The organism is Enterobacter sp. HG048, from assembly GCF_024702055.1.
GTDB classification, from domain to species: Bacteria; Pseudomonadota; Gammaproteobacteria; order Enterobacterales; family Enterobacteriaceae; genus Enterobacter; species Enterobacter dykesii.
Genome location: NZ_JANLIZ010000013.1, coordinates 1 through 26,000 on the forward strand (window position 1 = coordinate 1; position 26,000 = coordinate 26,000).

Sequence of the window (26,000 nt, forward strand, 5' to 3'; positions counted from 1 at the left end):
GGGTAGGCCAGCCAGCCGGTCTGCGCGAATTCGCCCACACCCAGTGACAGGTTAACCAGGATAACGCCGACAACCGTGAACCAGAAGCTCAGGTTGTTCAGGAACGGGAACGCCACGTCGCGCGCGCCGATTTGCAGCGGAACGACAACGTTCATCAGACCGATAACCAGCGGCATCGCCACGAAGAAGATCATGATAACGCCGTGGGCGGTAAAGATCTGATCGTAGTGGTGCGGTGGCAGGAAGCCGGCTTCACCCGCAGAAGCGAGTGCCTGCTGGCTACGCATCATGATCGCATCCGCAAAGCCACGAATTAACATGACGATACCGACGATGCAGTACATGATACCGAGTTTTTTGTGGTCAACCGAAGTCAGCCACTCGTTCCACAGGTAGCTCCACTTACCGAAGTAAGTGATCAGGGCCAGTAAGGCCGCGCCACCAATGATAATTGCAGCCACCGTAACCACGATAATCGGTTCATGGTAGGGCACTGCATCCAGTGTCAATTTTCCGAACATTTTCTTCCTCGGCCCCTTAGTGAGCGGTTTCCGCGTGGCTCATGTCCATGCCTTCCATACCTTCGTGCGCGCTGTGCTCGCCTTCAGGCTGGGTCATGTCCATGCTCTTGCCGTGATCCATAAATTTGCCAATAACGTCTTTGAACAAATCTGGTTTCACATTAGAGAAGTACTCCACCTTGTTGTATTCGCTTGGTGCAGCCACTTTTTCGAACGCCGCCATGTCAGACATGGTGTTTGGAGACTGCTTCGCTTTTTCAACCCACTGGTCGAAAGCGGCACGGTCTGGCGTCGCAATAGCTTTGAACTTCATACCTGAGAAGCCCGGGCCGCTATAGCTGGCGGAGATACCATCATAGGTGCCTGCTTCATTCGCGATCAGATGCAGGTTGGTCTGCATACCGGCCATCGCGTAAATCTGGCTACCCAGACGTGGGATGAAGAAGGAGTTCATTACGGAGTTGGAGGTCACTTTGAACTGAACCGGAGTGTTCGCCGGGAAGGCGATTTCATTCACGGTAGCAATACCCTGCTCTGGATAGATGAAGAACCATTTCCAGTCCATGGAGACCACTTCAATGGTAATAGGTTTCTCATCGTGAACCAGCGGTTTGCTTGGCTCAAGTGCGTGAGTGGTTTTCCAGGTCAGTACGGCAAGGAACAGGATGATCAGAATAGGTACCGTCCAGACCACAGCTTCCACTTTATTGGAGTGTGACCAGTTAGGGCTATACTTCGCATCTTTATTGCTCGCACGATACTTCCAGGCGAAACCAACAGCCATCAAAATGGCAGGAATAACCACAATCAACATCAGGCCAAAAGCCGTCAATATCAGTGAACGTTGTTCCAGTCCAATCTGTCCTTTGGGGTCTAGTAGTGCAGAATCGCAGCCACTGAGTAATACAGTGCCCGCGAATAATGACAACCATCCCAAACTTTTATTGTATTTCCCGAGTCTCATTTAACGACCTCAATTCCACGGAGTCTGGTGGCGTTTAAAGTGTGCGGGCATTTTACGGGAAGGTTACATTACTGTAAACATCATTAGGCCTGTGTCAGGAAGGTGTTACCGGGTTCTGCCGCACGTGTCACAAGTGTTGCAAATTATGTCGCTTTTTATGACCGAAGCCGCATGTCATGGGCTTTATAACGAAAGGACCCCCAAGCATACCTTAAAAGGGGCAATTGGTATAACCATTGTTGAAAATAAACAAAAAATTAACAATTAATTATCAATAAAAAGACATCTTAAAAACGAAAAATCAAACTCTCGGGTGCTGAATCGTTTAATGAAAAATAGCGTTTTGGAACTGGTGCCAATAATTTCCAAATCCTATCCCGCACAAAACAACAAATATTTTTTTTAGCGGTTGGTGGCTATTTCGCCGTTATAATTGCGGTTAGTGATTACAACGGGAAATAACCTTTCGCTTTTTTCTTCAGGTCAGCTGGATTTTACGCAACGCCATGAAATCAAGCAGACCTCCGGTCAGGATCCCGGCGATAGCCAGCAGGGCGCCTGCGTCCAGCAGAAGGGCTTCGAAAGGGAGTACCAGAGAGGTGCTGGCATTGATAATAAGTACCACAAGCCAGAGCGCCAGAGCAGTGCAGCCCGCCATTAACAGACGTAGCGCAAAACGGTAGGCGCGGCGATATTCGGTGCGCGGCATAAAATGTTCTGTCCGCTGGGTATATTCCAGCGTCTGACGGCAGACCAGCAGCAATAAAATTCCCGGCACGGCAGCCACGACCGAGAAGAGATAAAATGTTGGCCAGCCGTGGGCTTCGACGAACCAGCCGGCAATCGGGCCAACGTACACGCGGCCAACGGCGGAGAGCGCCGAGAGCAGCGCGAACTGGGTAGCGGAAAACGACTTGTTGCACAGGGTCATCAGCAGGGCGACAAACGCCGCGGTGCCCATGCCGCCACAGAGGTTTTCGAAGAACACCGCCGCGGCCATGCTGATCGTATGTTTGTCGGTAATCGACAGCAGCCAGTAGCCTGCGTTAGAGGCGCCCTGAAGGATGCCGAAAATCAGCAGCGCGCGGAACAGCGTCAGGCGCTGCATCAGCACGCCGCCATAAAGCGCGCCGACAATGGTCGCAAACAGCCCCAGCGTTTTATTCACCACACCCACTTCACCGGCATCAAAACCGACACCCCTGATCAGGAAGGTGGTGGTGAGGCTCATGGCAAATGCGTCGCCCAGCTTATAAAGAACGATAAGCAGCAGGATCAGCCAGGCGTTGTTGCGGCCAAAGAAGTCTCGGAGCGGTTCGGCGACGGCCTGCTCCAGCGAGCGGGGAACCGGGATGATGTCACTCGGTTCGGGCGCGAACAGCGTCGCGATAATGCAGGGGATCAGCAGGGCGGCCATCAGCCAGTACATGCCCTGCCAGCCGAGGTAACGATCTGCCAGCCACAGCGCCAGCCCGCCGGAGACCAGCATCCCGAGGCGATAGCCCAGCACGCTGATTGCCGCGCCGGCGCCGCGCTCTTCTGCAGGTAGCACGTCCGTCTTCCAGGCGTCGAACACGATATCCTGAGAGGCGGAACAGAAGGCAATCACCACCGCAAGCGCCGCCATCCATCGAAGCTGGGTGGTGGGTTCAAGAAATCCCATCGCCGCGATGGCCAGCAGCAGCAGGATCTGCGTCATTACTAACCAGCCGCGTCGACGCCCGAGGAAAGGCGGCGTGTAGCGATCCATGACCGGAGACCACAGGAACTTAAAGACATAGGCCTGGCCGACAAGCGAGAAGAAACCAATGGTTTTAAGATCGATGTTCTCAACCGTCATCCACGCCTGAAGCGTGCCGGAAGTGAGCGCGAGGGGTAAACCCGAGGCGAAGCCGAGGATCAGCAGAATCGCTGATTTCGGTTGCTGGAAAATGCGTAAGTAATGGCTGGACATGTTCTTATAAAACTGACCCGGTGATACACCGGGTCAGAGAGCGGGATTAACGCGCGTTCTGCTTGATGAAGTCGTGAATGCTGGTGTCCTGCGCCATATCGGCGATGGTGTCGGTCAGCACGCTGTTCACGGCGTTAGCAATGTTCTGGTTAGAAGCCTGGAAGGCACCTTCAACAGAGTAGCTGGCGCGGTAGTTTTTGGTCATCTTGTTGCCATTCTTCGCGGTGGCAATGATGGCGATATCCGCTTTGGTCGCGATGTTGTAGCGCACGTTGCCCTGAGACACGTCAGCGTACAGGTTGTTCACGATGATCTGCAGATCGACCGCGCCGCTTGGGCCAATCATGTAGCCGCGAGCGGTCATCTGTTTCTCCAGCACTTCCTGGAGCAGGAAGCGCAGGTCGCGGGAGGCGGTGAGGGTAACCTGCTGGTTATCGCGGGTCACTTTTGCCAGCGCCTGATCCTGACGCTGATCGGCACCGTTAATGCTCACGGTGACGCCCATCAGGCTTGGGTCCTGCTGAGGCAGGGTGATTTTTGGTGAGACATCAATAGTGGTAGGCGGGGTAGCACAGCCTGCCAGCATAAAAAGGGCTACCAACGGAAAGAAGAGTTTTTTTAACATTTTCGGGTTCTCAACGAATCGTAAGCATATAAAGAGAAAAATTGCCGCCATCATAACATCGCCAACGGCGAGGGGAAGTGGTCAACGCATGTAAATTCATCGCCTTGTCCGAAAACTGACCAGTTCACCGTTTTTCCCAATCCGTGTATGACAAAACGTATGAGTCTCACAGTGAACTTCATTCGTTTGAATGAGAAAATCAGACGAAAGCTAAATATTTGTTGTCAAGGTGTAATGGAAACGGTAAAAGCGGCTAACATTTAAAGGGATGGGTGACATCCTGGCGTTGTCGGAGGAGTAATTTCATGATGATACGTGAGCATATAGAAGATAAATTAAGGGCAGCGTTCAACCCTGTGTTCCTCGAAGTCGTCGACGAAAGCTATCGTCATAACGTGCCGGCAGGTTCTGAAAGCCACTTTAAAGTGGTTCTGGTTAGCGATCGCTTCACGGGAGAACGTTTCCTGAATCGACACCGCTTGATCTACAGCACCTTGACGGAAGAACTCTCCACGACCGTGCATGCGCTGGCACTGCATACCTACACCATTAAGGAATGGGAAGGCCTGCAGGATACGGTTTTTGCATCACCGCCCTGTCGCGGAGCAGGCACTATCGCCTGATAAATCGGATTTGCAACGGCTGGAGCTTTTCCAGTATGTTGCTTACAGATTTCCTCAAAACGGCCTCCGGGCCGTTTTGTTTTGTTTGAGTTTTGAGCGGATGGTGCGATTTTAAGGCTAAAAATAGCCTTAAAGTGTGAAAAAAGCCGCAGCAACATGCCCCAACCGTTCTCGACTCACCTAAGTGATGCCGCTATAATGCCGCGTCTTATTGAATGTCTTCGGGATGATTCTGGCGACAGGGAATGTGAATCTGCACTAAGAGAGCATCCCGGTATAACAGACAGATTCAGAGTTGACCGAGCACTGTGATTTTTTTGAGGTAACAAGATGCAAGTTTCAGTTGAAACCACTCAAGGCCTTGGCCGCCGTGTAACGATTACTATCGCTGCTGACAGCATCGAAACTGCTGTGAAAAGCGAGCTGGTCAACGTAGCAAAAAAAGTACGTATTGACGGCTTCCGCAAGGGCAAAGTACCAATGAATGTTGTTGCTCAGCGTTATGGCGCTTCCGTGCGTCAGGATGTGCTGGGTGAACTGATGAGCCGCAACTTTATCGATGCGATCATCAAAGAAAAAATCAATCCAGCCGGCGCGCCGAACTATGTTCCAGGCGAATACAAACTGGGCGAAGACTTCACCTACTCCGTAGAGTTCGAAGTGTACCCGGAAGTTGAGCTGAAAGGTCTGGAATCTATCGAAGTTGAAAAACCAGTTGTTTCCGTGACTGACGAAGACGTTGACGGCATGCTGGATACCCTGCGCAAGCAGCAGGCGAACTGGAAAGAGAAAGAAGGCGCTGTTGACGCTGAAGACCGTGTCACCATCGACTTCACCGGTTCTGTAGACGGCGAAGAGTTCGAAGGCGGTAAAGCGTCTGACTTCGTACTGGCGATGGGCCAGGGTCGTATGATCCCAGGCTTTGAAGACGGTATCAAAGGCCACAAGGCTGGCGAAGAGTTCACCATCGACGTGACCTTCCCGGAAGAATACCACGCTGAAAACCTGAAAGGGAAAGCAGCGAAGTTCGCTATCAACCTGAAGAAAGTTGAAGAGCGCGAACTGCCAGAACTGACTGAAGAATTCATCAAGCGTTTCGGCGTGGAAGATGGTTCCGTAGCGGGTCTGCGTACCGAAGTGCGTAAGAACATGGAACGTGAACTGAACGGCGCGGTGCGTAACCGTGTGAAATCTCAGGCGATCGAAGGTCTGGTGAAAGCCAACGAAATCGACGTTCCAGCTGCCCTGATCGACAGCGAAATCGACGTTCTGCGCCGTCAGGCTGCACAGCGTTTCGGTGGCAACCAGCAGCAAGCGATGGAACTGCCACGCGAGCTGTTCGAAGAGCAAGCGAAACGCCGCGTTGTTGTTGGCCTGCTGCTGGGCGAAGTGATTCGTACCCACGAGCTGAAAGCTGACGAAGAGCGTGTGAAGGGCCTGATCGAAGAGATGGCTTCTGCATATGAAGATCCATCAGAAGTTATCGAGTTCTACGGTAAGAACAAAGAGCTGATGGACAACATGCGCAACGTTGCCCTGGAAGAGCAGGCTGTTGAAGCGGTACTGGCGAAAGCGAAAGTGACCGAAAAAGCGACCTCTTTCAACGAGCTGATGAACCAGCAGGCGTAATTTCGCCCCCATCGGTTTAAAGTTTGAACAGAAAACCCGTTGCCTTGCGGCAGCGGGTTTTTTTTATCGCAGCGATAGCCCAGGAAGAGTGCTAAAACGCCCTTTCGGTGTTAGCGTAACAACAAAAGGTTGTTATGCTTGAAATAGGGCACTGTGAACCCCATAAGTACGTAATCATGATGAATGAGACTGGCTGATAATCCGTCCGTAAGGTTACAATCAGTACAGCAGGTGTTTTCAATTTTGATCCAGGAGACGGAAATGTCATACAGTGGCGAACGAGATAACTTTGCACCCCATATGGCTCTGGTGCCAATGGTTATTGAACAGACCTCACGTGGTGAGCGTTCTTTTGATATCTATTCCCGTCTGCTCAAGGAACGCGTTATCTTTCTGACCGGCCAGGTGGAAGACCACATGGCTAACCTGATCGTGGCGCAGATGCTGTTTCTGGAAGCGGAAAACCCGGAAAAAGACATTTACCTGTACATTAACTCCCCGGGGGGCGTGATTACAGCAGGTATGTCCATTTATGACACCATGCAATTCATCAAGCCTGATGTAAGCACTATCTGTATGGGTCAGGCTGCATCTATGGGTGCGTTCCTGTTAACAGCAGGGGCGAAAGGTAAGCGTTTCTGCTTGCCAAATTCCCGCGTGATGATTCACCAGCCGCTGGGCGGTTACCAGGGGCAGGCGACGGATATCGAAATCCACGCCCGCGAAATTCTGAAAGTAAAAGCGCGCATGAATGAACTTATGGCGCAGCATACGGGTCAACCACTCGAGCAGATCGAGCGCGATACCGAGCGCGATCGCTTCCTCTCTGCTCCAGAGGCAGTTGAGTACGGCTTAGTCGACTCCGTGTTGACCCATCGTAATTGATGCCCGCGACGCGAGTGTGCCGCTATACTAAGGTAGGGCGGCACGCTGCTGATTGCAGCTTGCGTCTTAGAATGGCATTTGCGTCGTCATGTGCGGCACAAAGAACTTAAAAAGAGGTTTGGACTCATGACAGATAAACGCAAAGATGGTTCGGGCAAACTGCTGTACTGCTCTTTTTGCGGCAAAAGCCAGCATGAAGTGCGTAAACTGATTGCCGGGCCGTCCGTGTATATCTGCGACGAATGTGTCGATTTATGTAACGACATCATTCGCGAAGAGATTAAAGAAGTCGCACCGCACCGTGAGCGCAGCGCGCTGCCAACGCCGCATGAAATTCGTCATCACCTTGACGACTATGTCATCGGACAGGAGCAGGCCAAAAAAGTGCTGGCGGTAGCGGTCTATAACCACTACAAACGTCTGCGTAACGGTGACACCAGCAATGGCGTAGAACTGGGTAAAAGTAACATTCTGCTGATCGGCCCAACCGGTTCCGGTAAAACGCTGCTGGCTGAAACCCTGGCGCGTCTGCTTGATGTTCCGTTCACGATGGCGGATGCCACCACCCTGACCGAGGCCGGTTATGTGGGTGAGGACGTCGAAAACATCATCCAGAAACTGCTGCAGAAGTGCGATTACGACGTACAGAAAGCCCAGCGCGGGATTGTTTACATCGATGAGATCGACAAGATCTCCCGTAAATCAGACAACCCGTCCATTACCCGTGACGTATCGGGTGAAGGCGTACAGCAGGCGCTGCTGAAGCTGATTGAAGGTACGGTTGCCGCCGTTCCGCCGCAGGGTGGTCGTAAACATCCGCAGCAGGAGTTCCTGCAGGTTGATACCTCCAAGATCCTGTTCATCTGTGGCGGTGCGTTTGCTGGTCTGGACAAAGTCATCTCCCACCGTGTTGAAACCGGCTCCGGAATTGGTTTTGGCGCAACGGTGAAATCGACGTCCGAAAAACCAAACGAAGGCGAACTGCTTTCTCAGGTTGAACCGGAAGATCTGATCAAATTCGGTCTGATCCCTGAATTCATCGGCCGTCTGCCGGTTGTCGCAACGCTGAATGAACTGAGCGAAGACGCGCTGATCCAGATCCTGAAAGAGCCGAAAAATGCGCTGACCAAGCAGTATCAGGCGCTGTTCAATCTGGAAGGCGTTGATCTGGAATTCCGCGACGAAGCGCTGGATGCGATTGCCAAGAAAGCGATGGTCCGTAAAACCGGTGCCCGTGGTCTTCGTTCAATTGTTGAAGCGGCACTGCTCGACACCATGTACGATCTCCCATCAATGGAAGACGTTGAGAAAGTGGTGATTGACGAGTCCGTCATTAGCGGTCAAACCAAGCCGCTGCTGATTTACGGCAAACCGGAAGCGCAGCAGGCATCTGGCGAATAATTAACCAAATCATACAAGCAGTTAATCAAAAAGGGGGGATTTTATCTCCCCTTTACTTTTTCCGTATTCATAGCGTTGAATGTGTGGGAAACATCCCCATATACTGGATACATGTTAATGGTTATGTGAAGCACAGTGACATGACCAGCTTACCTGGCGGACACTAACTAAGAGAGAGCTCTATGAATCCTGAGCGTTCTGAACGCATTGAAATCCCCGTATTGCCGTTGCGCGATGTGGTGGTTTATCCGCACATGGTCATACCCTTATTTGTAGGGCGGGAAAAATCTATCCGTTGCCTCGAAGCCGCCATGGATCATGATAAAAAAATCATGCTGGTGGCGCAGAAAGAAGCATCAACGGATGAGCCGGGTGTAAACGATCTTTTCACCGTCGGGACCGTGGCCTCTATTTTGCAGATGCTGAAGCTGCCTGACGGCACCGTGAAGGTGCTGGTAGAAGGCCTGCAGCGTGCGCGTATTACCACTCTGTCAGACGACGGCGAACACTTCTCTGCAAAGGCAGAGTACCTTGATTCGCCTGAGCTTGATGAGCGCGAGCAGGAAGTGCTGGTGCGCACCGCGATTAGCCAGTTTGAAGGCTATATCAAGCTGAACAAGAAAATTCCACCAGAAGTGCTGACGTCGCTGAACAGCATCGACGATCCTGCGCGTCTGGCGGACACCATCGCTGCACATATGCCGCTGAAGCTGGCTGACAAACAGTCCGTGCTGGAAATGTCCGACGTTAACGAACGTCTGGAATACCTGATGGCGATGATGGAGTCTGAAATCGATCTGCTGCAGGTTGAGAAGCGCATTCGCAACCGCGTCAAAAAGCAGATGGAGAAATCTCAGCGTGAGTACTATCTGAATGAGCAAATGAAGGCCATTCAGAAAGAACTGGGCGAGATGGACGACGCGCCGGACGAAAACGAAGCGCTAAAGCGTAAGATCGACGCGGCGAAGATGCCGAAAGAGGCGAAAGAGAAGGCCGAAGCAGAACTGCAGAAGCTTAAAATGATGTCTCCAATGTCGGCTGAAGCGACCGTTGTTCGCGGCTACATTGAGTGGATGGTGCAGGTTCCGTGGAACGCCCGCAGCAAGGTCAAAAAAGACCTGCGTCAGGCGCAGGAAATCCTGGATACCGATCACTACGGCCTGGAACGCGTGAAAGACCGCATTCTTGAGTACCTCGCGGTACAAAGCCGTGTAAACAAAATCAAGGGCCCAATTCTGTGCCTGGTCGGACCGCCGGGGGTAGGTAAAACCTCTCTGGGCCAGTCCATCGCCAAAGCGACTGGACGTAAGTATATCCGTATGGCGCTGGGTGGCGTACGCGATGAAGCGGAAATCCGCGGTCACCGCCGTACCTACATCGGTTCTATGCCGGGTAAACTGATCCAGAAGATGGCGAAAGTGGGGGTTAAAAACCCGCTGTTCCTGCTCGATGAGATCGACAAGATGTCGTCGGACATGCGTGGTGACCCTGCGTCTGCGCTGCTGGAAGTGCTTGATCCAGAACAGAACGTGGCGTTCAGCGATCACTACCTGGAAGTGGACTACGACCTGAGCGATGTGATGTTCGTGGCGACCTCCAACTCCATGAACATTCCGGCCCCGCTGCTGGACCGTATGGAAGTGATCCGTCTCTCCGGTTATACCGAAGATGAGAAGCTGAACATCGCTAAGCAGCATCTGCTGCCGAAACAGATTGAGCGTAACGCGCTGAAAGCCAACGAGCTGACCGTCGAGGACAGCGCGATTATTGGCATCATCCGCTACTACACCCGTGAAGCGGGCGTGCGTAGCCTTGAGCGTGAAATCTCTAAACTGTGTCGTAAAGCGGTGAAACAGCTGCTGCTGGATAAGAGCCTGAAACACATTGTGATTAACGGCGACAATCTGCATGCCTATCTCGGCGTCCAGCGCTTCGACTACGGTCGTGCGGACAACGAAAACCGCGTTGGTCAGGTGACCGGCCTCGCATGGACGGAAGTGGGCGGCGATCTGCTGACCATCGAAACCGCCTGTGTGCCGGGCAAAGGCAAGCTGACCTACACCGGCTCGCTGGGAGAAGTGATGCAGGAATCCATCCAGGCGGCGCTGACCGTGGTGCGCGCGCGCGCGGAGAAACTGGGTATCAACTCTGATTTCTACGAAAAACGCGACATCCATGTGCACGTTCCGGAAGGGGCGACGCCGAAAGATGGTCCAAGCGCTGGTATTGCCATGTGTACCGCTCTGGTTTCCTGCCTGACAGGTAACCCGGTGCGTGCCGATGTGGCAATGACCGGTGAAATTACGCTGCGTGGTCAGGTTCTGCCGATTGGGGGTTTAAAAGAAAAACTGCTGGCGGCACACCGCGGTGGGATCAAAACCGTATTGATCCCTTACGAAAACAAACGCGATCTGGAAGAGATTCCGGACAATGTGATTGCCGACCTGCAGATCCATCCTGTGAAGCGAATTGAGGAAGTTCTCAGTCTCGCACTGCAGAATGAACCCTCCGGAATGCAGGTTGTAACCGCAAAATAGTGACCTCGCGCAAAGAGCGTCAATAAAAACAAGGCTGGTAAGTCATTTCGCACTTGCCAGCCTTTTTTTGTATAGCTAATTTAGATTGCTGATTAGGTCCGTCATCAACAACGGGTGTTGTAAGGTCATGGCAGGCCTGATATAACTGCTGCGCGGTCGCGTTGTGAAGGATTCAGGCGCGATATAAATTATAAAGAGAGGAAGAGAACAGTGAATAAATCTCAACTGATTGACAAAATTGCTGCGGGTGCTGATATTTCTAAAGCTGCAGCTGGACGTGCGTTAGATGCCTTAATTGCTTCTGTTACTGAATCTCTGCAGGCTGGGGACGACGTTGCACTGGTAGGTTTCGGTACTTTTGCTGTTAAAGAGCGTGCTGCCCGTACTGGCCGCAACCCTCAGACCGGTAAAGAGATCACCATTGCTGCTGCTAAAGTGCCGGGTTTCCGTGCAGGTAAAGCGCTGAAAGACGCAGTAAACTGATTGCTTTCCCGTTTCAGGGAAGCCGGAAAGTACAAGGGCGCATCATTTGATGTGCCTTTTTTGTTTGTCCAGACCTGATTTGTGCGAGTTTATGCGAGTTGTGGGCTGACAATCGCCCCGTTTTCTTGTCACAATACGCCTTCACGCGCGACGGGCAGGATTTTCCGTCAGCGTCAGGTAACCAGTCACCTACAGCGGAGTGTTGTTACACCATGATGGACAGCTTACGCACGGCTGCTAACAGTCTCGTGCTCAAGATTATTTTCGGTATCATTATCGTGTCGTTCATATTGACCGGCGTGAGCAGTTACCTTATTGGCGGTGGCGCAAACTACGCCGCAAAAGTGAATGGCCAGGAAATCAGCCGTGGTCAGTTCGAGAATGCTTTTGCCGGTGAACGTAACCGTATGCAGCAACAGCTGGGCGACCAATTCTCTGAACTGGCGGCAAACGAAGGGTACATGAAGACCCTGCGCCAACAGACACTGAACCGTCTTATCGACGAAGCGCTGCTCGATCAGTATGCCAAAAAACTGGGCCTTGGCATCAGCGATGAGCAGGTGAAAAAAGCCATCTTCTCCACGCAAGCCTTCCAGTCTAACGGTAAATTCGACAACGCGCGTTACAACAGCATCGTCAATCAGATGGGGATGACGGCCGATCAGTACGCTCAGGCGCTGCGTAACCAGCTGACCACCCAGCAGCTCATCAATGCCGTCGTGGGCACCGATTTCATGCTCAAAGGTGAAACGGATGAACTGGCCGCGCTGGTGGCGCAGCAGCGTGTTGTTCGCGAAGCGACCATTGATGTGAACGCCCTGGCGGCGAAACAGCAGGTAAGCGATGCTGACGTTAACGCTTACTACGAGCAGAACAAGAATTCCTTTGTTTCTCCAGAGCAGTTCCGCGTGAGCTACATCAAGCTGGATGCGGCCGCGCTGCAGGAAACCGCTTCTGATGCTGAAATCCAGTCTTACTACGATCAGCATCAGGATCAGTTCACTCAGCCGCAGCGTAACCGCTACAGCGTGATTCAGACGAAAACCGAGGCCGATGCTAAAGCGGCGCTGGATGAGCTGAACAAAGGCGCTGATTTCGCGACCGTTGCGAAAGCGAAATCCACCGACATTATCTCGGCGAAAAACGGCGGTGATATGGGCTGGCTGGAAGATGCGACCACGCCTGACGAGCTGAAAAATGCCGGTCTGAAAGAGAAAGGCCAGCTTTCTGGTGTTATTAAGTCTTCCGTTGGTTTCCTGGTCGTTCGCCTGGACGACATCACCGCGGCGAAAACCAAGCCGCTGGCTGACGTTCGCGATGATATCGCGGCGAAAGTGAAACAGGAAAAAGCGCTGGATGCCTACTACGCGCTGCAGCAGAAGGTGAGCGATGCCGCCAGCAACGACAACGAATCTCTGGCAGGTGCAGAGCAGGCGGCCGGCGTGAAGGCGGTTGAGACGGGCTGGTTTGGTCGCGACAACCTGCCGGAAGAGCTGAACTTCAAACCAGTTTCCGATGCCATCTTCAACGGTGGTCTGGTGGGCGAGAACGGCACGCCGGGCAGTAACTCTGACATCATTACCGTCGACGGCGATCGTGCGTTTGTGCTGCGCGTCAGCGAACACAAGCCAGAAGCGGTCAAACCGCTGGCGGAAGTGAAGGATCAGGTTGTCGCTCAGGTTAAGCACAACAAAGCGGAACAGCAGGCGAAACTGGATGCTGAGAAGATTCTGTCCGATCTGAAAGCGGGTAAAGAAGACGCGCTGAAAGCGGCTGGCCTGAGCTTCGGTGAAGCGAAAACGCTGAGCCGTACCGGCCAGGACCCAATCAGCCAGGCCGCGTTTGGTCTGACGCTGCCTGCGAAGGACAAGCCAAGCTTCGGCACTACCACCGATGCTCAGGGTAACGTCGTTCTGCTGGCGCTGGATGAAGTAAAAGCCGGCACCCTGCCAGAAGCGCAGAAGAAAGCGATGGTTCAGGGAATTACCCAGAACAATGCCCAGATTGCCTTCGAAGCCATGATGAGTAACCTGCGTAAAGAAGCCAAAATCAAGCTGGGTGATGTCATGACTCAGCAGCAGTAATTACGTGTCTGCTCGCAGATTTTCGTAACGCACTGCAAAAACTAAAGGCCGCTTTCGCGGCCTTTTCCATTTCTGCAATCTGCTGTTTGTGCCGGTTTTAACTGGCGGCTATCGTGATCTGGCTGTCAACAAACAAGGAGATAACAGCATGAAATGTGGAATCAAAGCACTGTTAATTACGCTGGCTATTGCCACCACCGGGATGAGCGCGGGTGCGATGGCGTCGGCCCCCGCCGCCAAAACACAAGCTACGCAGAGCAAGTCCGACGCGGCAGCGCCGGCGCAAGGGCAAACCAAAGCGACAGACGCCGGTAAAAATGCGGATGATGACGGTACGCGGGTCAGTATCAATTCGGCCTCAGCGGAAGATCTCGCCCGCGCGATGAATGGCGTGGGCCTGAAAAAAGCGCAGGCCATCGTTAGTTACCGCGAAGAGTATGGTCCTTTCAAAACGGTCGACGATCTCAAGCAGGTGCCGGGCATGGGCAGCGCGCTGGTTGAGCGCAACCTCTCACACCTGACGTTGTAATTACGCAATTTCTTGCACTGCGGCAAAATTTTGCCAGGATAAAGAGGTCATACCAGTTATGACCTCTCTTCCTACAATAACAGTAAAGGCTATTGCGCTATGCAGACAAAAATCAAAGTACGCGGTTTTCATCTCGACGTTTATCAGCATGTGAACAATGCTCGCTATCTTGAGTTTCTTGAAGAAGCGCGCTGGGACGGGCTGGAAAATAGCGAAAGCTTTCAGTGGCTGACCGCGCACAACATCGCGTTTGTGGTCGTCAATATCAACATCAACTACCGCCGTCCGGCCGTGCTGGGTGATGTGCTCACGGTCACCAGCCAGGTGCAACAGATCAATGGCAAAAGTGGGGTCTTAAGCCAGGTGGTGACGCTCGATCCAGAAGGGCAGATGGTGGCTGATGCGCTGATCACCTTTGTCTGTATCGATCTGAAAACGCAGAAAGCGCTGCCGCTGGAAGGGGAGTTGCGGGAAAAGCTGGAGTTGATGATCGCATAGAAAGTTTGTCTTTTATAAAAGACAAAAGGATTTTTCAGGGATAGAATAATGGACAGGGACTACGTTGTTGAACGCTACCGGACCCGTGACGGGAAAGTACCGTTTGAGGAGTGGGTTGCCAGAATGAATCGAAAGGATCCGGATATGGTTTTCCGGATCCTTATGCGGATTAACCGTGCGATAAAACGTAATTTTGGCGATTACAGGTATCTCAGGGAAGGAGTTTGGGAGATGCGAGTCGACAGTGGCCCCGGCTACAGGATCTATTTTTCAGTAGAGAATCGGCAGGTTTTATTGTTACCGATCGGTGGTGACAAAAAGAGCCAAAAAGCAGATATCAAACTGGCAATAGATTACTGGAAAGATCATCAAACAAAAGGACATTCCAATGAGCGCCGCTGAACGAAAATATTCTAGCTCCGTTAGCCACCATGATGCTGTTGTGAAAATGCTGCGAGAGAATCCTTCCGACGCTCAGCGTTATCTGCAAACAGCCCTGGAAGAGATCTATGAAGATCAGGGGATCCCCGCCTATCTCATTGCACTCCGTCAGGTCATTGAAGCGCGAGGCGGTATTGGAGAAATTTCTGCCAAAGCAGGTCTGTCCCGTCAGCAGCTATACCGAACCCTATCAGACAACGGCAACCCAACGCTGACAACGCTGATGAAAGTCACCCGTGCTGCCGGTGTGAAACTGTTCGACAGCACGGTTAAGTAGCCCTATTTAAGTCCGGTTTTTTTCTGCATCGCGGCCATCACGCCGGATTTATCGGCAAGATAGTGGTTTAGCCCGTTAGCGCGCAGATTACAGGCCGCACACTGGCCGCAACCGTCGCCTTTGATACCGTTATAGCAGGTGAGCGTTTCGCTGCGAACCAGGTCCAGCTTGCCCCAGTAGTCCGCCAGCGCCCAGGTTTCGGCTTTATCCAGCCACATGAGCGGAGTTTCAAAGCGCGTCTCTTTCGCCATACCCAGATTAACGGCATGGTTTAACGCTTTCACGAACTCATCACGACAGTCCGGGTAGCCGGAGAAGTCGGTCTCGCACACGCCCGTGATCACCGCTTCGGCTTTTACCTGGTAGGCGTAGATCGCCGTCAGGGTCAGGAAGAGGATATTACGGCCCGGCACGAAGGTATTTGGAATGCCGCTGGCATCGGGTTCGTAGTCTGGTACAGGAATACTGTCGCGGGTGAGGCTGCTCACGGCCAGTTCATTTAACAGCGTAACGTCCAGCACCTTGTGCGCGCGTGCGCCCAGTTTCAGGGCTAATTCACGAGCAACGTCGATTTCAGCGCGATGACGCTGACCATAATCGAAAGTGACACAGTGAACTTCATCGTACTGATGAAGGGCCTGGACCAGGCAGGTAGTTGAGTCTTGTCCTCCGCTGAACACGACGACGGCACGTTTCATAAATCATCTCGACTGTTACGGTAAAAACGTTATGTTACCGTCTGACCACGACGGCGACCAGCTTCTTCACGATTTGGGCGCGGGCAGCCAGGCTTCGGTGAAGTCAAACCAGCCGCGGGTGTTGAGACGTATACCATTCACGCCAGGCGGAGCACTGATTTGGTATTGATAATTAAAGAGTGGCGTCAGCACCGCACTCTCCATTAGCCGGTTAAAGATGGCTTGCAGTCCCGCGTGTCTATCCCGAGCCTGGGCCTGAGTCTGTACCGCATCCAGCGTCGCTTGCAGATGAGCGTAAGCCGGAGCGCTAAGAACGTGCGGCCAGAGGGCATCGCAGCGCAGCCACTGTTCAAGCGTATATTCCGGCGCTTCGCCAATCAGCCTGTCCCCCATCATGATGTCTGCATCGGCAAGCTCCAGGCACCCGTCCCACGTCTTGGCGTCGTGAAAGATGACGGTCAGTTCGCACCCCTGTAGCGCCAGGTATGCCTTCAACTGGCTGGCCATGGTGTGAAGCTCAACAGGGAGATGATAAACCAGCGTCAACGCTTCAGGGAGGGTGACGTCCGATAAATCAGGCCATTCGGGGATGGTCCACCCGGGAAGCAGTTCCTGGGTGGGCGTGATAAGCCCTTCGTTTAGCGGAAGTGTGTGGAGAAGCCTGGAGAGATGAATGATATTGATAAGCCGTTTTGCCTGGATCTCACTCAGGCGCGCACTCTGTTTTAGCGTGAGGTAACAGAACCCCAGGCTGGTGCTGCTGCTTACCAGCCGCAGACTTTCCAGCTCGTCAGCCTCGCCGATCGCGATTTGCACCGGGTGGCGACAGCTGGTACCCAGCCTGTAATCAAAAAGCTGGGGGGTGATCCAATATTCGATGGCTTTGAGCAACGGATGGCTCAGGTGATACTCCTCATGGCTTTCCAGACGAACCAGGTCGGACTCAAAGGCAGCCAGCCGAAACGGGCCACTGCCAACCGCAGGATGGTCGGGATGCGCCAGACGGCTACAGTAGGTTGCCAGCCTGTGCGGCAGCCAGTAGTCAGGTTGATGCAGCGTAAACGTCAGACACTGTGGATGCGTTGTTTCAATACATAAGACGCTCTGAAACAGAGTGCGCAGGGCGGGAAGCGTCAACAGTGCTGTTAGACTTCGCTGGAGTTGCGCCGTTTCTATTTTATCGCCGTTATGCCAGTGCAGGGTGGAGCGAATGTAGAAATGCCAGCGCAGGCCGTCATCAGAGACATCCCAGTGATGCGCCAGATCGCCCGCGGGTTCACTGCTGTTACCGTTAAAACGCGTCAGGCCTGAGAAGACCTGTCCCGCCAGATGCTGCTCTGCCCGGCCCGGTAAAAATCCCGGCTGAAGCGGCTCCAGGGAGCGATAGTAGGGGATGCGCAGCGTCGGCGTGTCGTTTTGCCACTGCCCGCCCAAAAAAGGATGCAGTAACGACCGCAGCGCTTCAGGGTCAAGCTGGGCCAGTTCCAGCGCGTTATGCTGCTGCCCGCTTTTCAGCGCCTCTTCCATCATCGTATTGCGCAGCGACTCCGGGGCGACATGGAACGTTAGCTCACCGCGCTTACCGCGGCCAGACTGCGCGCGCCAGCTGAGCCAGCCCGCCTCCTGGGCCTGGCGCAGCAACGTTCGGACATGCCGCTCGCTACAAAAACAGCGGGCGGCCAGCTCGCTGATGGTGACCTGTTGCGTTGCACCCAGGGAAGGCTGCCAGAGGCGGTGATACTGGTTGAGTCGATTGAGCTGGCGCATAAGAAACCCGGAACAATAATTTTCATCTATTCACTATTACTTCCGTATATCTCACACGATACTGTTGCACAAGTTAACCGCATCACATTTCGGGAGTAATCATGGCTCGGCTCGCTGCATTTGATATGGACGGTACGCTGTTAATGCCGGATCACCGTTTAGGGGAAAAAACCCTGAACACGCTGAAGCGCCTGCGCGAGCGTGATGTCACCCTGACGTTTGCCACTGGCCGCCATGTGCTGGAGATGCGCCATTTGCTGGGCGCGTTTTCCCTCGACGCCTTTCTCATCACCGGCAACGGGACGCGAATTCACTCCGTAGAAGGGGATGTGCTGCACCGGCAGGATCTCAACCCGGAAGTCGCGGATATCGTGCTGCACAGCACCTGGGACACGCAGGCCAGTATCCACGTCTTTAACGATCGGGGCTGGTTTACCGGACGTGAAATCCCTGAACTGCTGCACGCGCATGTATACAGCGGTTTCAAATATCAGCTTATCGATCTTCGACGGATCCCCGCCCATGTGGTAACCAAGATCTGCTTCTGCGGCGATCATGACGATCTGTGCCGCTTAAGGATTCAACTGAATGAGGCGCTGGGCGACCGGGCGCACCTGACCTTCTCGGCGGTGGACTGTCTGGAAGTGCTGCCGGTGGGCTGTAACAAAGGATCCGCTCTGGCGGTGCTGAGCGACCACCTGGGCTTAACGCTGCAGGAATGTATGGCGTTTGGTGACGCCATGAACGACCGCGAAATGCTGGGTAGCGTAGGTCGCGGTCTGATCATGGGGAATGCGATGGCGCAGCTGAAAGCAGAACTTCCTTATCTGCCGGTTATTGGCCACTGCCGCAATGAAGCAGTGTCCCATTTTTTGACGCATTGGCTGGACAACAACAATCTCCCGTATTCCCCCGAATAGTGAGACCCTTCCAGCAAGCCAGACTTCGGTCTGGCTTTTTTTATTTCACCAGGTCTGCAATCTGTGCTTTCCACGGGGCGATATCGCCGATGTTGGCCTGCACCCACTCCGCGTTATAGTAAGTTTCAAGGTAGCGCTCGCCGCTGTCGCACAGCAGCGTGACGATGGAACCGGTGCGCCCCTCTTCGCGCATACGGGCGGCAAGCTGCAGTGCGCCCCACATATTTGTGCCCGTTGATGCGCCCACTTTGCGGCCCAGCTGCGTTTCCAGCCAGTGCGCCGTTGCCACGCTTGCGGCATCCGGCACGCGCATCATCTCATTCACAACGTCGGGGATAAAAGAGGGCTCCACGCGCGGGCGGCCAATTCCTTCAATTTTACTGCCCACCGGGCTGCGCAGAGCGGCATCGCGATTTTGCCAGTACTCGAGGAACACGGAGTTCTGCGGGTCAACCACCATCAGCTGGGTATCGTAGCCCTGACAGCGAATGTAGCGTCCAATCGTGGCTGACGTGCCGCCGGTACCGGCGCTCATCACAATATACGACGGAACCGGATGCGGTTCGTGGGTCATCTGGCGGAAAATACTGTCGGCAATGTTGTTATTGCCGCGCCAGTCCGTCGCGCGCTCGGCGAAGGTGAACTGGTCCATATAGTGGCCGTTCAGCTCGCGGGCCAGCATTTCGGAGGCGGCGTAGATTTCGCAGGCGCTTTCCACAAAGTGGCAGCGTCCGCCGTAAAATTCGATCTGTTCGATTTTGCGTTTTGCGGTGCAGGACGGCATCACCGCGATAAACGGCAGGCCCAGCAGGCGGGCGAAATAGGCTTCGGACACCGCCGTTGAACCGGATGAAGATTCAATAATAGTGGTGCCTTCTTTAATCCAGCCGTTACATAAACCGTATAAAAACAGCGAGCGCGCCAGGCGATGCTTCAGGCTACCGGTGGGATGGGTGCTTTCATCTTTCAGATAGAGCTGAATGCCGTCAAATCCCGGCAGGGAAAGGCGAATCAGGTGCGTATCCGCCGAGCGCTGATAGTCGGCATTGATTTCGCTGATCGCATGTTTAACCCAGGTGCTATTCATCATCGTTATCCGTTTGTCATTTTGTGCCTAGGATAGCGAAAAGCACAGAAAAAATTGTTGCTATCTGGCCTTTAAAATAGAATGAAGAGAGAAAAATTTTCTCTGTGAGGTGGGTATGCTAGATAAAATTGACCGCAAGCTCCTTTCATTGCTGCAAAATGACTGTACCCTCTCTTTGCAGGCGCTGGCAGATGCCGTTAATCTGACCACCACTCCGTGCTGGAAGCGCCTTAAGAAGCTGGAAGATGACGGCATTCTTCTGGGGCGCGTCGCGTTGTTAGATCCTGAAAAGCTGGGGCTTGGGTTGACGGCATTTGTGCTGATAAAAACCCAGCATCACAGCAGCGAGTGGTATTGCCGCTTCGTTACTCAGGTGTCAGAGATGCCCGAGGTGCTCGGTTTCTGGCGTATGGCCGGAGAGTATGATTACCTGATGCGCGTCCAGGTGGCCGACATGAAGCGCTATGATGATTTCTACAAGCGGCTGGTGAACAGCGTACCGGGTTTGTCGGACGTCACCTCAAGCTTCGCCATGGAACAGATTAAATACACCACAGCATTACCCATTGAATAACTTCGTAAAATACCTTCAGGAACAAACCGCGTGCGATTATTTGCCCAATTAAGCTGGTACTTTCGTCGGGAGTGGCAACGCTATCTCGGTGCAGTCGCCCTGCTTATTATTATTGCCATCCTGCAGCTGATCCCGCCGAAAGTGGTGGGGTACGTCGTGGATGGCGTCACCGAACAGCATTACACCACCGCACGGGTGTTGATGTGGGTCGGCACGCTGGTGCTGACGGCGGTCATTGTTTATCTGCTGCGCTACGTCTGGCGCGTGCTGCTGTTTGGTGCGTCCTATCAGCTGGCCGTTGAGCTGCGTGAAGATTTTTACCGCCAGCTGAGCCGACAGCATCCCGAATTTTATCTGCGTCATCGCACCGGGGATCTCATCGCCCGCGCGACAAACGACGTCGATCGCGTGGTCTTTGCCGCCGGGGAAGGGGTGCTGACGCTGGTGGACTCGCTGGTGATGGGCTGTGCGGTGCTGATCGTGATGTCCACGCAGATCAGCTGGCAGCTGACCCTGCTCGCCCTGCTGCCGATGCCGATCATGGCGCTGGCGATCAATCGCTATGGCGAACAGCTGCACGAGCGCTTCAAGCTGGCGCAGGCGGCGTTTTCATCTCTGAACGATCGCACCCAGGAGAGCATGACCAGCATCCGCATGATCAAAGCGTTTGGCCTGGAAGACCGGCAGTCTACGCTGTTTGCCGCCGATGCGGCAGACACCGGGGCGAAAAACATGCGCGTCGCGCGCATTGATGCGCGATTTGATCCGACGATTTATATCGCAATCGGCATGGCAAATATGCTGGCCATTGGTGGCGGAAGCTGGATGGTGGTGCAGGGCACGCTTACCCTGGGGCAATTGACCAGCTTTGCGATGTATCTGGGGCTGATGATCTGGCCGATGCTGGCGCTGGCCTGGATGTTTAACATCGTGGAGCGCGGCAGCGCTGCCTACAGCCGCATTCGCGCCATGCTGGCCGAAGCGCCGGTGGTCATCGACGGTAGCGAGGCCGTACCGGAAGGACGCGGCGTCATGACCGTCGACGTCCGCAAGTTTGTCTATCCGCATACGGAGCATCCGGTGCTGGAGAACGTCAGCTTTACCCTGCAGCCAGGGCAAATGCTGGGCATCTGCGGCCCGACGGGATCCGGCAAAAGTACGGTGCTCTCTCTGCTTCAGCGGCACTTTGACGTCACCGAGGGCGATATCCGCTTCCACGATATTCCCCTGACCAGACTGCTGCTGGATGAGTGGCGCGGTCGCCTGGCGGTCGTCAGCCAGACGCCGTTTTTATTTTCGGACACCGTGGCGAACAACATTGCCCTGGGACGCCCCGGAGCGACGCAGGACGAGATTGAACATGTGGCGCGTCTGGCCAGCGTACATGATGATATTTTGCGTCTGCCGCAGGGGTACGAAACGGAAGTCGGGGAACGTGGCGTCATGCTGTCCGGGGGACAAAAACAGCGCATCTCCATTGCCCGCGCGCTGCTGCTGAATGCTGAAATTCTGATCCTGGATGATGCGCTTTCCGCCGTGGACGGCCGTACCGAGCATCAGATCCTGCATAACCTGCGCCAGTGGGGCGACGGACGCACGGTGATTATCAGCGCCCACCGTTTGTCGGCGCTCACCGAAGCCAGTGAAATTGTGGTCTTACAGCACGGGCACATTGCCCAGCGCGGGCAGCATGAAATGCTTGCCGAGCAGCCGGGCTGGTATCGCGATATGTACCGCTATCAACAGCTTGAGGCGGCGCTGGACGATGCGCCGGAGCAGGATGAGGAGGCCGCCAATGCGTAAGATCGGAACGATGTGGCCGACGCTCAAACGTCTGCTGGCCTACGGCTCGCCGTGGCGTAAACCGCTCTCCGTGGCCGTGCTTCTACTCTGGATAGCGGCGATTGCTGAAGTGAGCGGTCCGCTGCTCATCAGCTATTTTATCGACAACATGGTCGCCAAAAGCTACCTTCCGCTGGGGCTGGTGGCGGGCTTAGGCGTGGCCTACGTTGGCCTGCAGCTGGCGGCGGCTGGGCTGCACTATGCTCAGTCTCTGCTGTTTAACCGCGCAGCCGTGGGCGTCGTTCAGCAGCTGCGTACGGATGTGATGGACGCAGCGCTTCGCCAGCCGCTCAGCGAGTTTGATATCCAGCCGGTCGGGCAGGTGATTTCGCGCGTGACCAACGATACCGAGGTGATCCGCGATCTGTACGTTACCGTGGTCGCGACGGTGTTACGCAGCGCGGCGCTGATTGGCGCGATGCTGGTGGCGATGTTCAGCCTCGACTGGCGCATGGCGCTGGTGGCAATCACCATCTTCCCGGCGGTGCTGATTGTCATGGTCATTTACCAGCGCTACAGCACGCCAATCGTGCGTCGGGTCCGCGCTTATCTGGCCGACATCAACGATGGCTTCAATGAAGTGATCAACGGCATGAGCGTCATCCAGCAGTTCCGCCAGCAGGCGCGCTTTGGCGAACGCATGGGTGAAGCCAGCCGTTCGCACTACATGGCGCGTATGCAGACGCTGCGGCTTGATGGTTTCCTGCTGCGTCCGCTGCTGAGCCTTTTCTCGGCGCTGGTGCTTTGCGGGCTGCTGATGCTCTTTGGGCTGAGCTCAAACGGTACGATTGAAGTGGGCGTGCTGTACGCCTTTATCAGCTATCTCGGGCGCCTTAACGAGCCGCTGATCGAGCTTACTACTCAGCAATCGATGCTGCAGCAGGCGGTGGTCGCCGGGGAGCGCGTCTTTGAGCTGATGGACAGGCCGCGCCAGGCCTACGGCAATGACGAGCGGCCTCTGCAAAGCGGGACTATCGCCTTTGATAACGTCTCGTTTGCCTATCGCGAAGACCGGCTTGTGCTGCAGGACATCACGCTTGACGTTCCGTCGCGCGGTTTCGTGGCGCTGGTGGGGCATACCGGCAGCGGTAAGAGCACGCTTGCCAGCCTGTTGATGGGCTATTACCCGGTCACGCACGGCGAAATCCGCCTCGACGGGCGCCCGCTCGCGTCTCTCAGCCACACCGTGTTGCGTAAAGGCGTCGCGATGGTGCAGCAGGATCCGGTCGTGCTTGCCGATACCTTCTACGCCAACGTGACCCTGGGGCGAGACTACTCGCAGGAGCAGGTCTGGGACGTGCTGGAAAAAGTGCAGCTGGCAGAGCTGGCGCGCGGGTTTAGCGATGGGATCAATACCAAACTGGGCGAGCAGGGGAACAATCTCTCCGTCGGGCAAAAGCAGCTCCTGGCGCTGGCGCGGGTGCTGATTGAAACGCCGCAGATTCTGATTCTGGATGAAGCTACGGCCAGTATTGACTCCGGTACCGAGCAGGCCATCCAGCAGGCGCTGGCCGCGGTACGCGACCATACGACGCTGGTAGTGATTGCCCACCGTCTTTCCACCATCGTTGATGCCGATACCATTCTGGTGCTACACCGCGGACAGGCCGTTGAACGCGGTACGCACCGTGAACTGCTGGAAGCAAAAGGTCGCTACTGGCAGATGTACCAGCTGCAGCTGGCGGGCGAAGAGCTGGCGGCCAGCGTGCGTGATGAAGAGTCGCTTAGCGCCTGATGCACCAAAATGAGGCGACGCGCTAACAGTCATTCCTGTTGGTGCAAAACTGAAACGCACCGTGCACCGGCATGGTGCGTTTTTTTTCGCTTGTTTGTTTATTACGGCTGCGTAATGCTCTGTGCGCCGCCGTTCCCCCTCGTTTTCATTTCTGGCACACCCCTTGCAATACCTTCTGCGTAAGCTGCGGCCATTACCGAATTCTGACTGGAGGGGATCTATGAAGCTGGTTACGGTTGTAATCAAACCATTCAAACTCGAAGACGTGCGTGAAGCGTTGTCTTCAATGGGTATTCAGGGACTGACTGTCACCGAAGTGAAAGGCTTTGGTCGTCAGAAGGGTCATGCCGAGCTTTATCGCGGGGCGGAATACAGCGTTAACTTTCTGCCAAAAGTAAAAATTGATGTCGCGATTGCTGACGATCAGCTTGATGAAGTCATTGATGTCATTAGCAAAGCGGCCTATACCGGCAAAATTGGCGACGGCAAAATTTTCGTTGCCGAACTGCAGCGCGTCATTCGCATCCGTACCGGCGAATCTGACGAAGCGGCTCTGTAAGTAACTCCTGGCACACAGTGATAGGGATCGAGAAAATGAAGATAGCAACACTCAAAACGGGTCTGGGTTCGCTGGCGCTGCTGCCGGGCCTGGCGCTGGCTGCTACCCCAGCGGTGGTCGACAAAGCCGATAACGCCTTTATGATGATCAGCACCGCGCTGGTGCTGTTCATGTCAATTCCGGGCATTGCGCTGTTCTACGGCGGCCTGATCCGTGGCAAAAACGTTCTCTCCATGCTGACGCAGGTTGCCGTGACGTTCGCACTGGTCTGCGTGCTGTGGGTGGTTTACGGTTACTCGCTGGCGTTCGGTACGGGCAACGCGTTCTTTGGTAACTTCGACTGGGTGATGCTGAAAAATATTGAGCTGACCGCGCTGATGGGCAGTTTCTATCAGTACATCCACGTTGCGTTCCAGGGCTCCTTCGCCTGTATTACCGTCGGGCTGATTGTGGGCGCGCTCGCCGAGCGTATCCGTTTCTCTGCCGTGCTGATCTTCGTGGTGGTCTGGATGACGCTCTCCTATGTGCCGATTGCGCACATGGTCTGGGGTGGCGGTCTGCTGGCAACGCACGGCGCGCTGGACTTCGCGGGCGGTACCGTTGTTCACATCAACGCCGCGGTAGCGGGCCTGGTGGGCGCCTACCTGATTGGCAAACGCGTGGGCTTCGGTAAAGAAGCGTTCAAACCGCACAACCTGCCGATGGTATTTACCGGTACGGCTATCCTCTACTTTGGCTGGTTTGGCTTCAACGCCGGCTCGGCAAGTGCAGCAAACGAAATCGCCGCGCTGGCCTTCGTGAACACCGTTGTGGCAACTGCGGGTGCAATCCTCTCCTGGGTGTTTGGCGAGTGGGCGGTACGCGGTAAACCGTCACTGCTGGGTGCCTGTTCGGGTGCCATTGCCGGCCTGGTTGGCATTACGCCAGCGTGTGGTTATGTCGGCGTGGGTGGCGCGCTGCTGGTCGGTCTGGTTTCCGGTCTGGCGGGTCTGTGGGGCGTGACCGCATTGAAACGTGTGCTGCGCGTTGACGACCCATGCGATGTGTTTGGCGTGCACGGCGTGTGCGGCATCGTGGGTTGTATCATGACCGGTATCTTTGCCGCGAAATCGCTCGGTGGCGTGGGCTACGCAGAAGGCGTGACCATGGTTCATCAGGTGCTGGTGCAGCTGGAAAGTATTGCTATCACCGTTGTCTGGTCTGCCGTAGTCGCTTTCATTGGCTATAAGCTGGCGGATATGACGGTGGGTCTGCGCGTACCGGAAGAGCAGGAGCGCGAAGGTCTGGACGTCAACAGCCACGGCGAGAATGCGTATAACGCATAATAAACAGCAAAACGGCAACTTCGGTTGCCGTTTTTAATGTTT

General features: G+C 54.5%; 24 protein-coding genes. 17 read left to right on the forward strand and 7 right to left on the reverse strand.

From position 1 onward, the window contains the following. From NUX24_RS15180 to NUX24_RS15195, 4 genes are all read right to left on the reverse strand, one after another. Positions 1-521: cbb3-type cytochrome c oxidase subunit I (locus NUX24_RS15180; RefSeq protein WP_257832573.1), on the reverse strand; the 521-nt coding region annotated here is incomplete at its 3' end. Between the two features lie 16 nt (positions 522-537). Beyond that, a complete protein-coding gene (gene cyoA, locus NUX24_RS15185) occupies positions 538-1,485 on the reverse strand; it encodes a cytochrome o ubiquinol oxidase subunit II (RefSeq protein WP_014882770.1) in 948 nt (315 codons plus the stop codon). A gap of 478 nt (positions 1,486-1,963) precedes the next feature. Then, complete coding sequence (gene ampG, locus NUX24_RS15190) at positions 1,964-3,439, reverse strand: muropeptide MFS transporter AmpG (RefSeq protein WP_047650431.1); 1,476 nt, start codon at positions 3,437-3,439, stop codon at positions 1,964-1,966. Positions 3,440-3,485: 46 nt separating this feature from the next. After that, positions 3,486-4,064, reverse strand: coding sequence for a lipoprotein (locus NUX24_RS15195; RefSeq protein WP_023310568.1), 579 nt, complete (start codon positions 4,062-4,064; stop codon positions 3,486-3,488). 305 nt (positions 4,065-4,369) lie between these two features. Between NUX24_RS15195 and bolA the strand changes: the two genes are divergently transcribed. From bolA to NUX24_RS15250, 11 genes are all read left to right on the forward strand, one after another. Further along, entirely contained in the window at positions 4,370-4,687 is a 318-nt protein-coding gene (gene bolA, locus NUX24_RS15200) for a transcriptional regulator BolA (RefSeq protein ID WP_021241655.1), read from the forward strand. Positions 4,688-5,017: 330 nt separating this feature from the next. Continuing rightward, entirely contained in the window at positions 5,018-6,316 is a 1,299-nt protein-coding gene (gene tig / locus NUX24_RS15205; protein ID WP_023310569.1) for a trigger factor, read from the forward strand. A gap of 261 nt (positions 6,317-6,577) precedes the next feature. Then, positions 6,578-7,201 carry an ATP-dependent Clp endopeptidase proteolytic subunit ClpP gene (gene clpP / locus NUX24_RS15210; protein WP_010428105.1) on the forward strand — a complete coding sequence of 208 codons (624 nt, stop codon included), beginning with the start codon at positions 6,578-6,580 and terminating at the stop codon, positions 7,199-7,201. A 126-nt stretch (positions 7,202-7,327) separates the two neighbouring features. Next, a complete protein-coding gene (gene clpX, locus NUX24_RS15215; protein ID WP_023310570.1) occupies positions 7,328-8,602 on the forward strand; it encodes an ATP-dependent protease ATP-binding subunit ClpX in 1,275 nt (424 codons plus the stop codon). A 182-nt stretch (positions 8,603-8,784) separates the two neighbouring features. Next, on the forward strand, positions 8,785-11,139 hold the full coding sequence (gene lon / locus NUX24_RS15220) for an endopeptidase La (RefSeq protein WP_047650432.1): 2,355 nt from the start codon (positions 8,785-8,787) through the stop codon (positions 11,137-11,139). A gap of 210 nt (positions 11,140-11,349) precedes the next feature. Next, on the forward strand, positions 11,350-11,622 hold the full coding sequence (hupB, locus tag NUX24_RS15225; RefSeq protein ID WP_002444653.1) for a nucleoid-associated protein HU-beta: 273 nt from the start codon (positions 11,350-11,352) through the stop codon (positions 11,620-11,622). Positions 11,623-11,834: 212 nt separating this feature from the next. Further along, entirely contained in the window at positions 11,835-13,706 is a 1,872-nt protein-coding gene (gene ppiD, locus NUX24_RS15230; RefSeq protein ID WP_047650433.1) for a peptidylprolyl isomerase, read from the forward strand. A 148-nt stretch (positions 13,707-13,854) separates the two neighbouring features. Beyond that, positions 13,855-14,235: a helix-hairpin-helix domain-containing protein gene (locus tag NUX24_RS15235; protein WP_063439852.1), complete on the forward strand. Its 381-nt coding sequence runs from the start codon at positions 13,855-13,857 to the stop codon at positions 14,233-14,235. A gap of 99 nt (positions 14,236-14,334) precedes the next feature. Then, on the forward strand, positions 14,335-14,733 hold the full coding sequence (locus NUX24_RS15240; RefSeq protein ID WP_023310574.1) for a YbgC/FadM family acyl-CoA thioesterase: 399 nt from the start codon (positions 14,335-14,337) through the stop codon (positions 14,731-14,733). A gap of 48 nt (positions 14,734-14,781) precedes the next feature. Beyond that, complete coding sequence (locus NUX24_RS15245) at positions 14,782-15,135, forward strand: type II toxin-antitoxin system RelE/ParE family toxin (RefSeq protein ID WP_257832582.1); 354 nt, start codon at positions 14,782-14,784, stop codon at positions 15,133-15,135. A gap of 46 nt (positions 15,136-15,181) precedes the next feature. Continuing rightward, the gene (locus NUX24_RS15250) at positions 15,182-15,451 is read left to right on the forward strand and encodes an addiction module antidote protein (RefSeq protein ID WP_308280947.1); all 270 of its coding nucleotides are present in this window, start codon (positions 15,182-15,184) and stop codon (positions 15,449-15,451) included. A 2-nt stretch (positions 15,452-15,453) separates the two neighbouring features. Here NUX24_RS15250 and queC read toward each other — a convergent pair whose 3' ends face one another. Next, positions 15,454-16,149 carry a 7-cyano-7-deazaguanine synthase QueC gene (queC, locus tag NUX24_RS15255; RefSeq protein WP_023310577.1) on the reverse strand — a complete coding sequence of 232 codons (696 nt, stop codon included), beginning with the start codon at positions 16,147-16,149 and terminating at the stop codon, positions 15,454-15,456. A 66-nt stretch (positions 16,150-16,215) separates the two neighbouring features. Beyond that, positions 16,216-17,916 (reverse strand): SgrR family transcriptional regulator, encoded by a 1,701-nt coding sequence (locus NUX24_RS15260; RefSeq protein WP_257832587.1) that lies wholly within the window; start codon positions 17,914-17,916, stop codon positions 16,216-16,218. A gap of 101 nt (positions 17,917-18,017) precedes the next feature. On the opposite strand from NUX24_RS15260, the gene cof reads away from it, so the two are divergent. Beyond that, positions 18,018-18,836, forward strand: a complete 819-nt coding sequence (cof, locus tag NUX24_RS15265) for an HMP-PP phosphatase (RefSeq protein ID WP_257832589.1) — start codon at positions 18,018-18,020, stop codon at positions 18,834-18,836. 40 nt (positions 18,837-18,876) lie between these two features. Here the strand turns inward: cof and NUX24_RS15270 are convergent, their stop codons facing one another. Continuing rightward, positions 18,877-19,926: a PLP-dependent cysteine synthase family protein gene (locus tag NUX24_RS15270; protein WP_257832591.1), complete on the reverse strand. Its 1,050-nt coding sequence runs from the start codon at positions 19,924-19,926 to the stop codon at positions 18,877-18,879. A gap of 112 nt (positions 19,927-20,038) precedes the next feature. Between NUX24_RS15270 and NUX24_RS15275 the strand changes: the two genes are divergently transcribed. From NUX24_RS15275 to amtB, 5 genes are all read left to right on the forward strand, one after another. After that, positions 20,039-20,497, forward strand: a complete 459-nt coding sequence (locus NUX24_RS15275) for an Lrp/AsnC family transcriptional regulator (protein ID WP_023310581.1) — start codon at positions 20,039-20,041, stop codon at positions 20,495-20,497. A 30-nt stretch (positions 20,498-20,527) separates the two neighbouring features. Then, positions 20,528-22,300 (forward strand): SmdA family multidrug ABC transporter permease/ATP-binding protein, encoded by a 1,773-nt coding sequence (locus NUX24_RS15280; RefSeq protein WP_257832593.1) that lies wholly within the window; start codon positions 20,528-20,530, stop codon positions 22,298-22,300. Beyond that, the gene (locus NUX24_RS15285) at positions 22,293-24,074 is read left to right on the forward strand and encodes a SmdB family multidrug efflux ABC transporter permease/ATP-binding protein (protein ID WP_182071806.1); all 1,782 of its coding nucleotides are present in this window, start codon (positions 22,293-22,295) and stop codon (positions 24,072-24,074) included. Before NUX24_RS15280 ends, NUX24_RS15285 begins: the two co-directional genes overlap by 8 nt. Positions 24,075-24,294: 220 nt before the next feature. Further along, a complete protein-coding gene (gene glnK / locus NUX24_RS15290; RefSeq protein ID WP_008503304.1) occupies positions 24,295-24,633 on the forward strand; it encodes a P-II family nitrogen regulator in 339 nt (112 codons plus the stop codon). Between the two features lie 35 nt (positions 24,634-24,668). Continuing rightward, entirely contained in the window at positions 24,669-25,958 is a 1,290-nt protein-coding gene (gene amtB / locus NUX24_RS15295) for an ammonium transporter AmtB (RefSeq protein ID WP_023310584.1), read from the forward strand. Positions 25,959-26,000 lie beyond the last annotated feature (42 nt).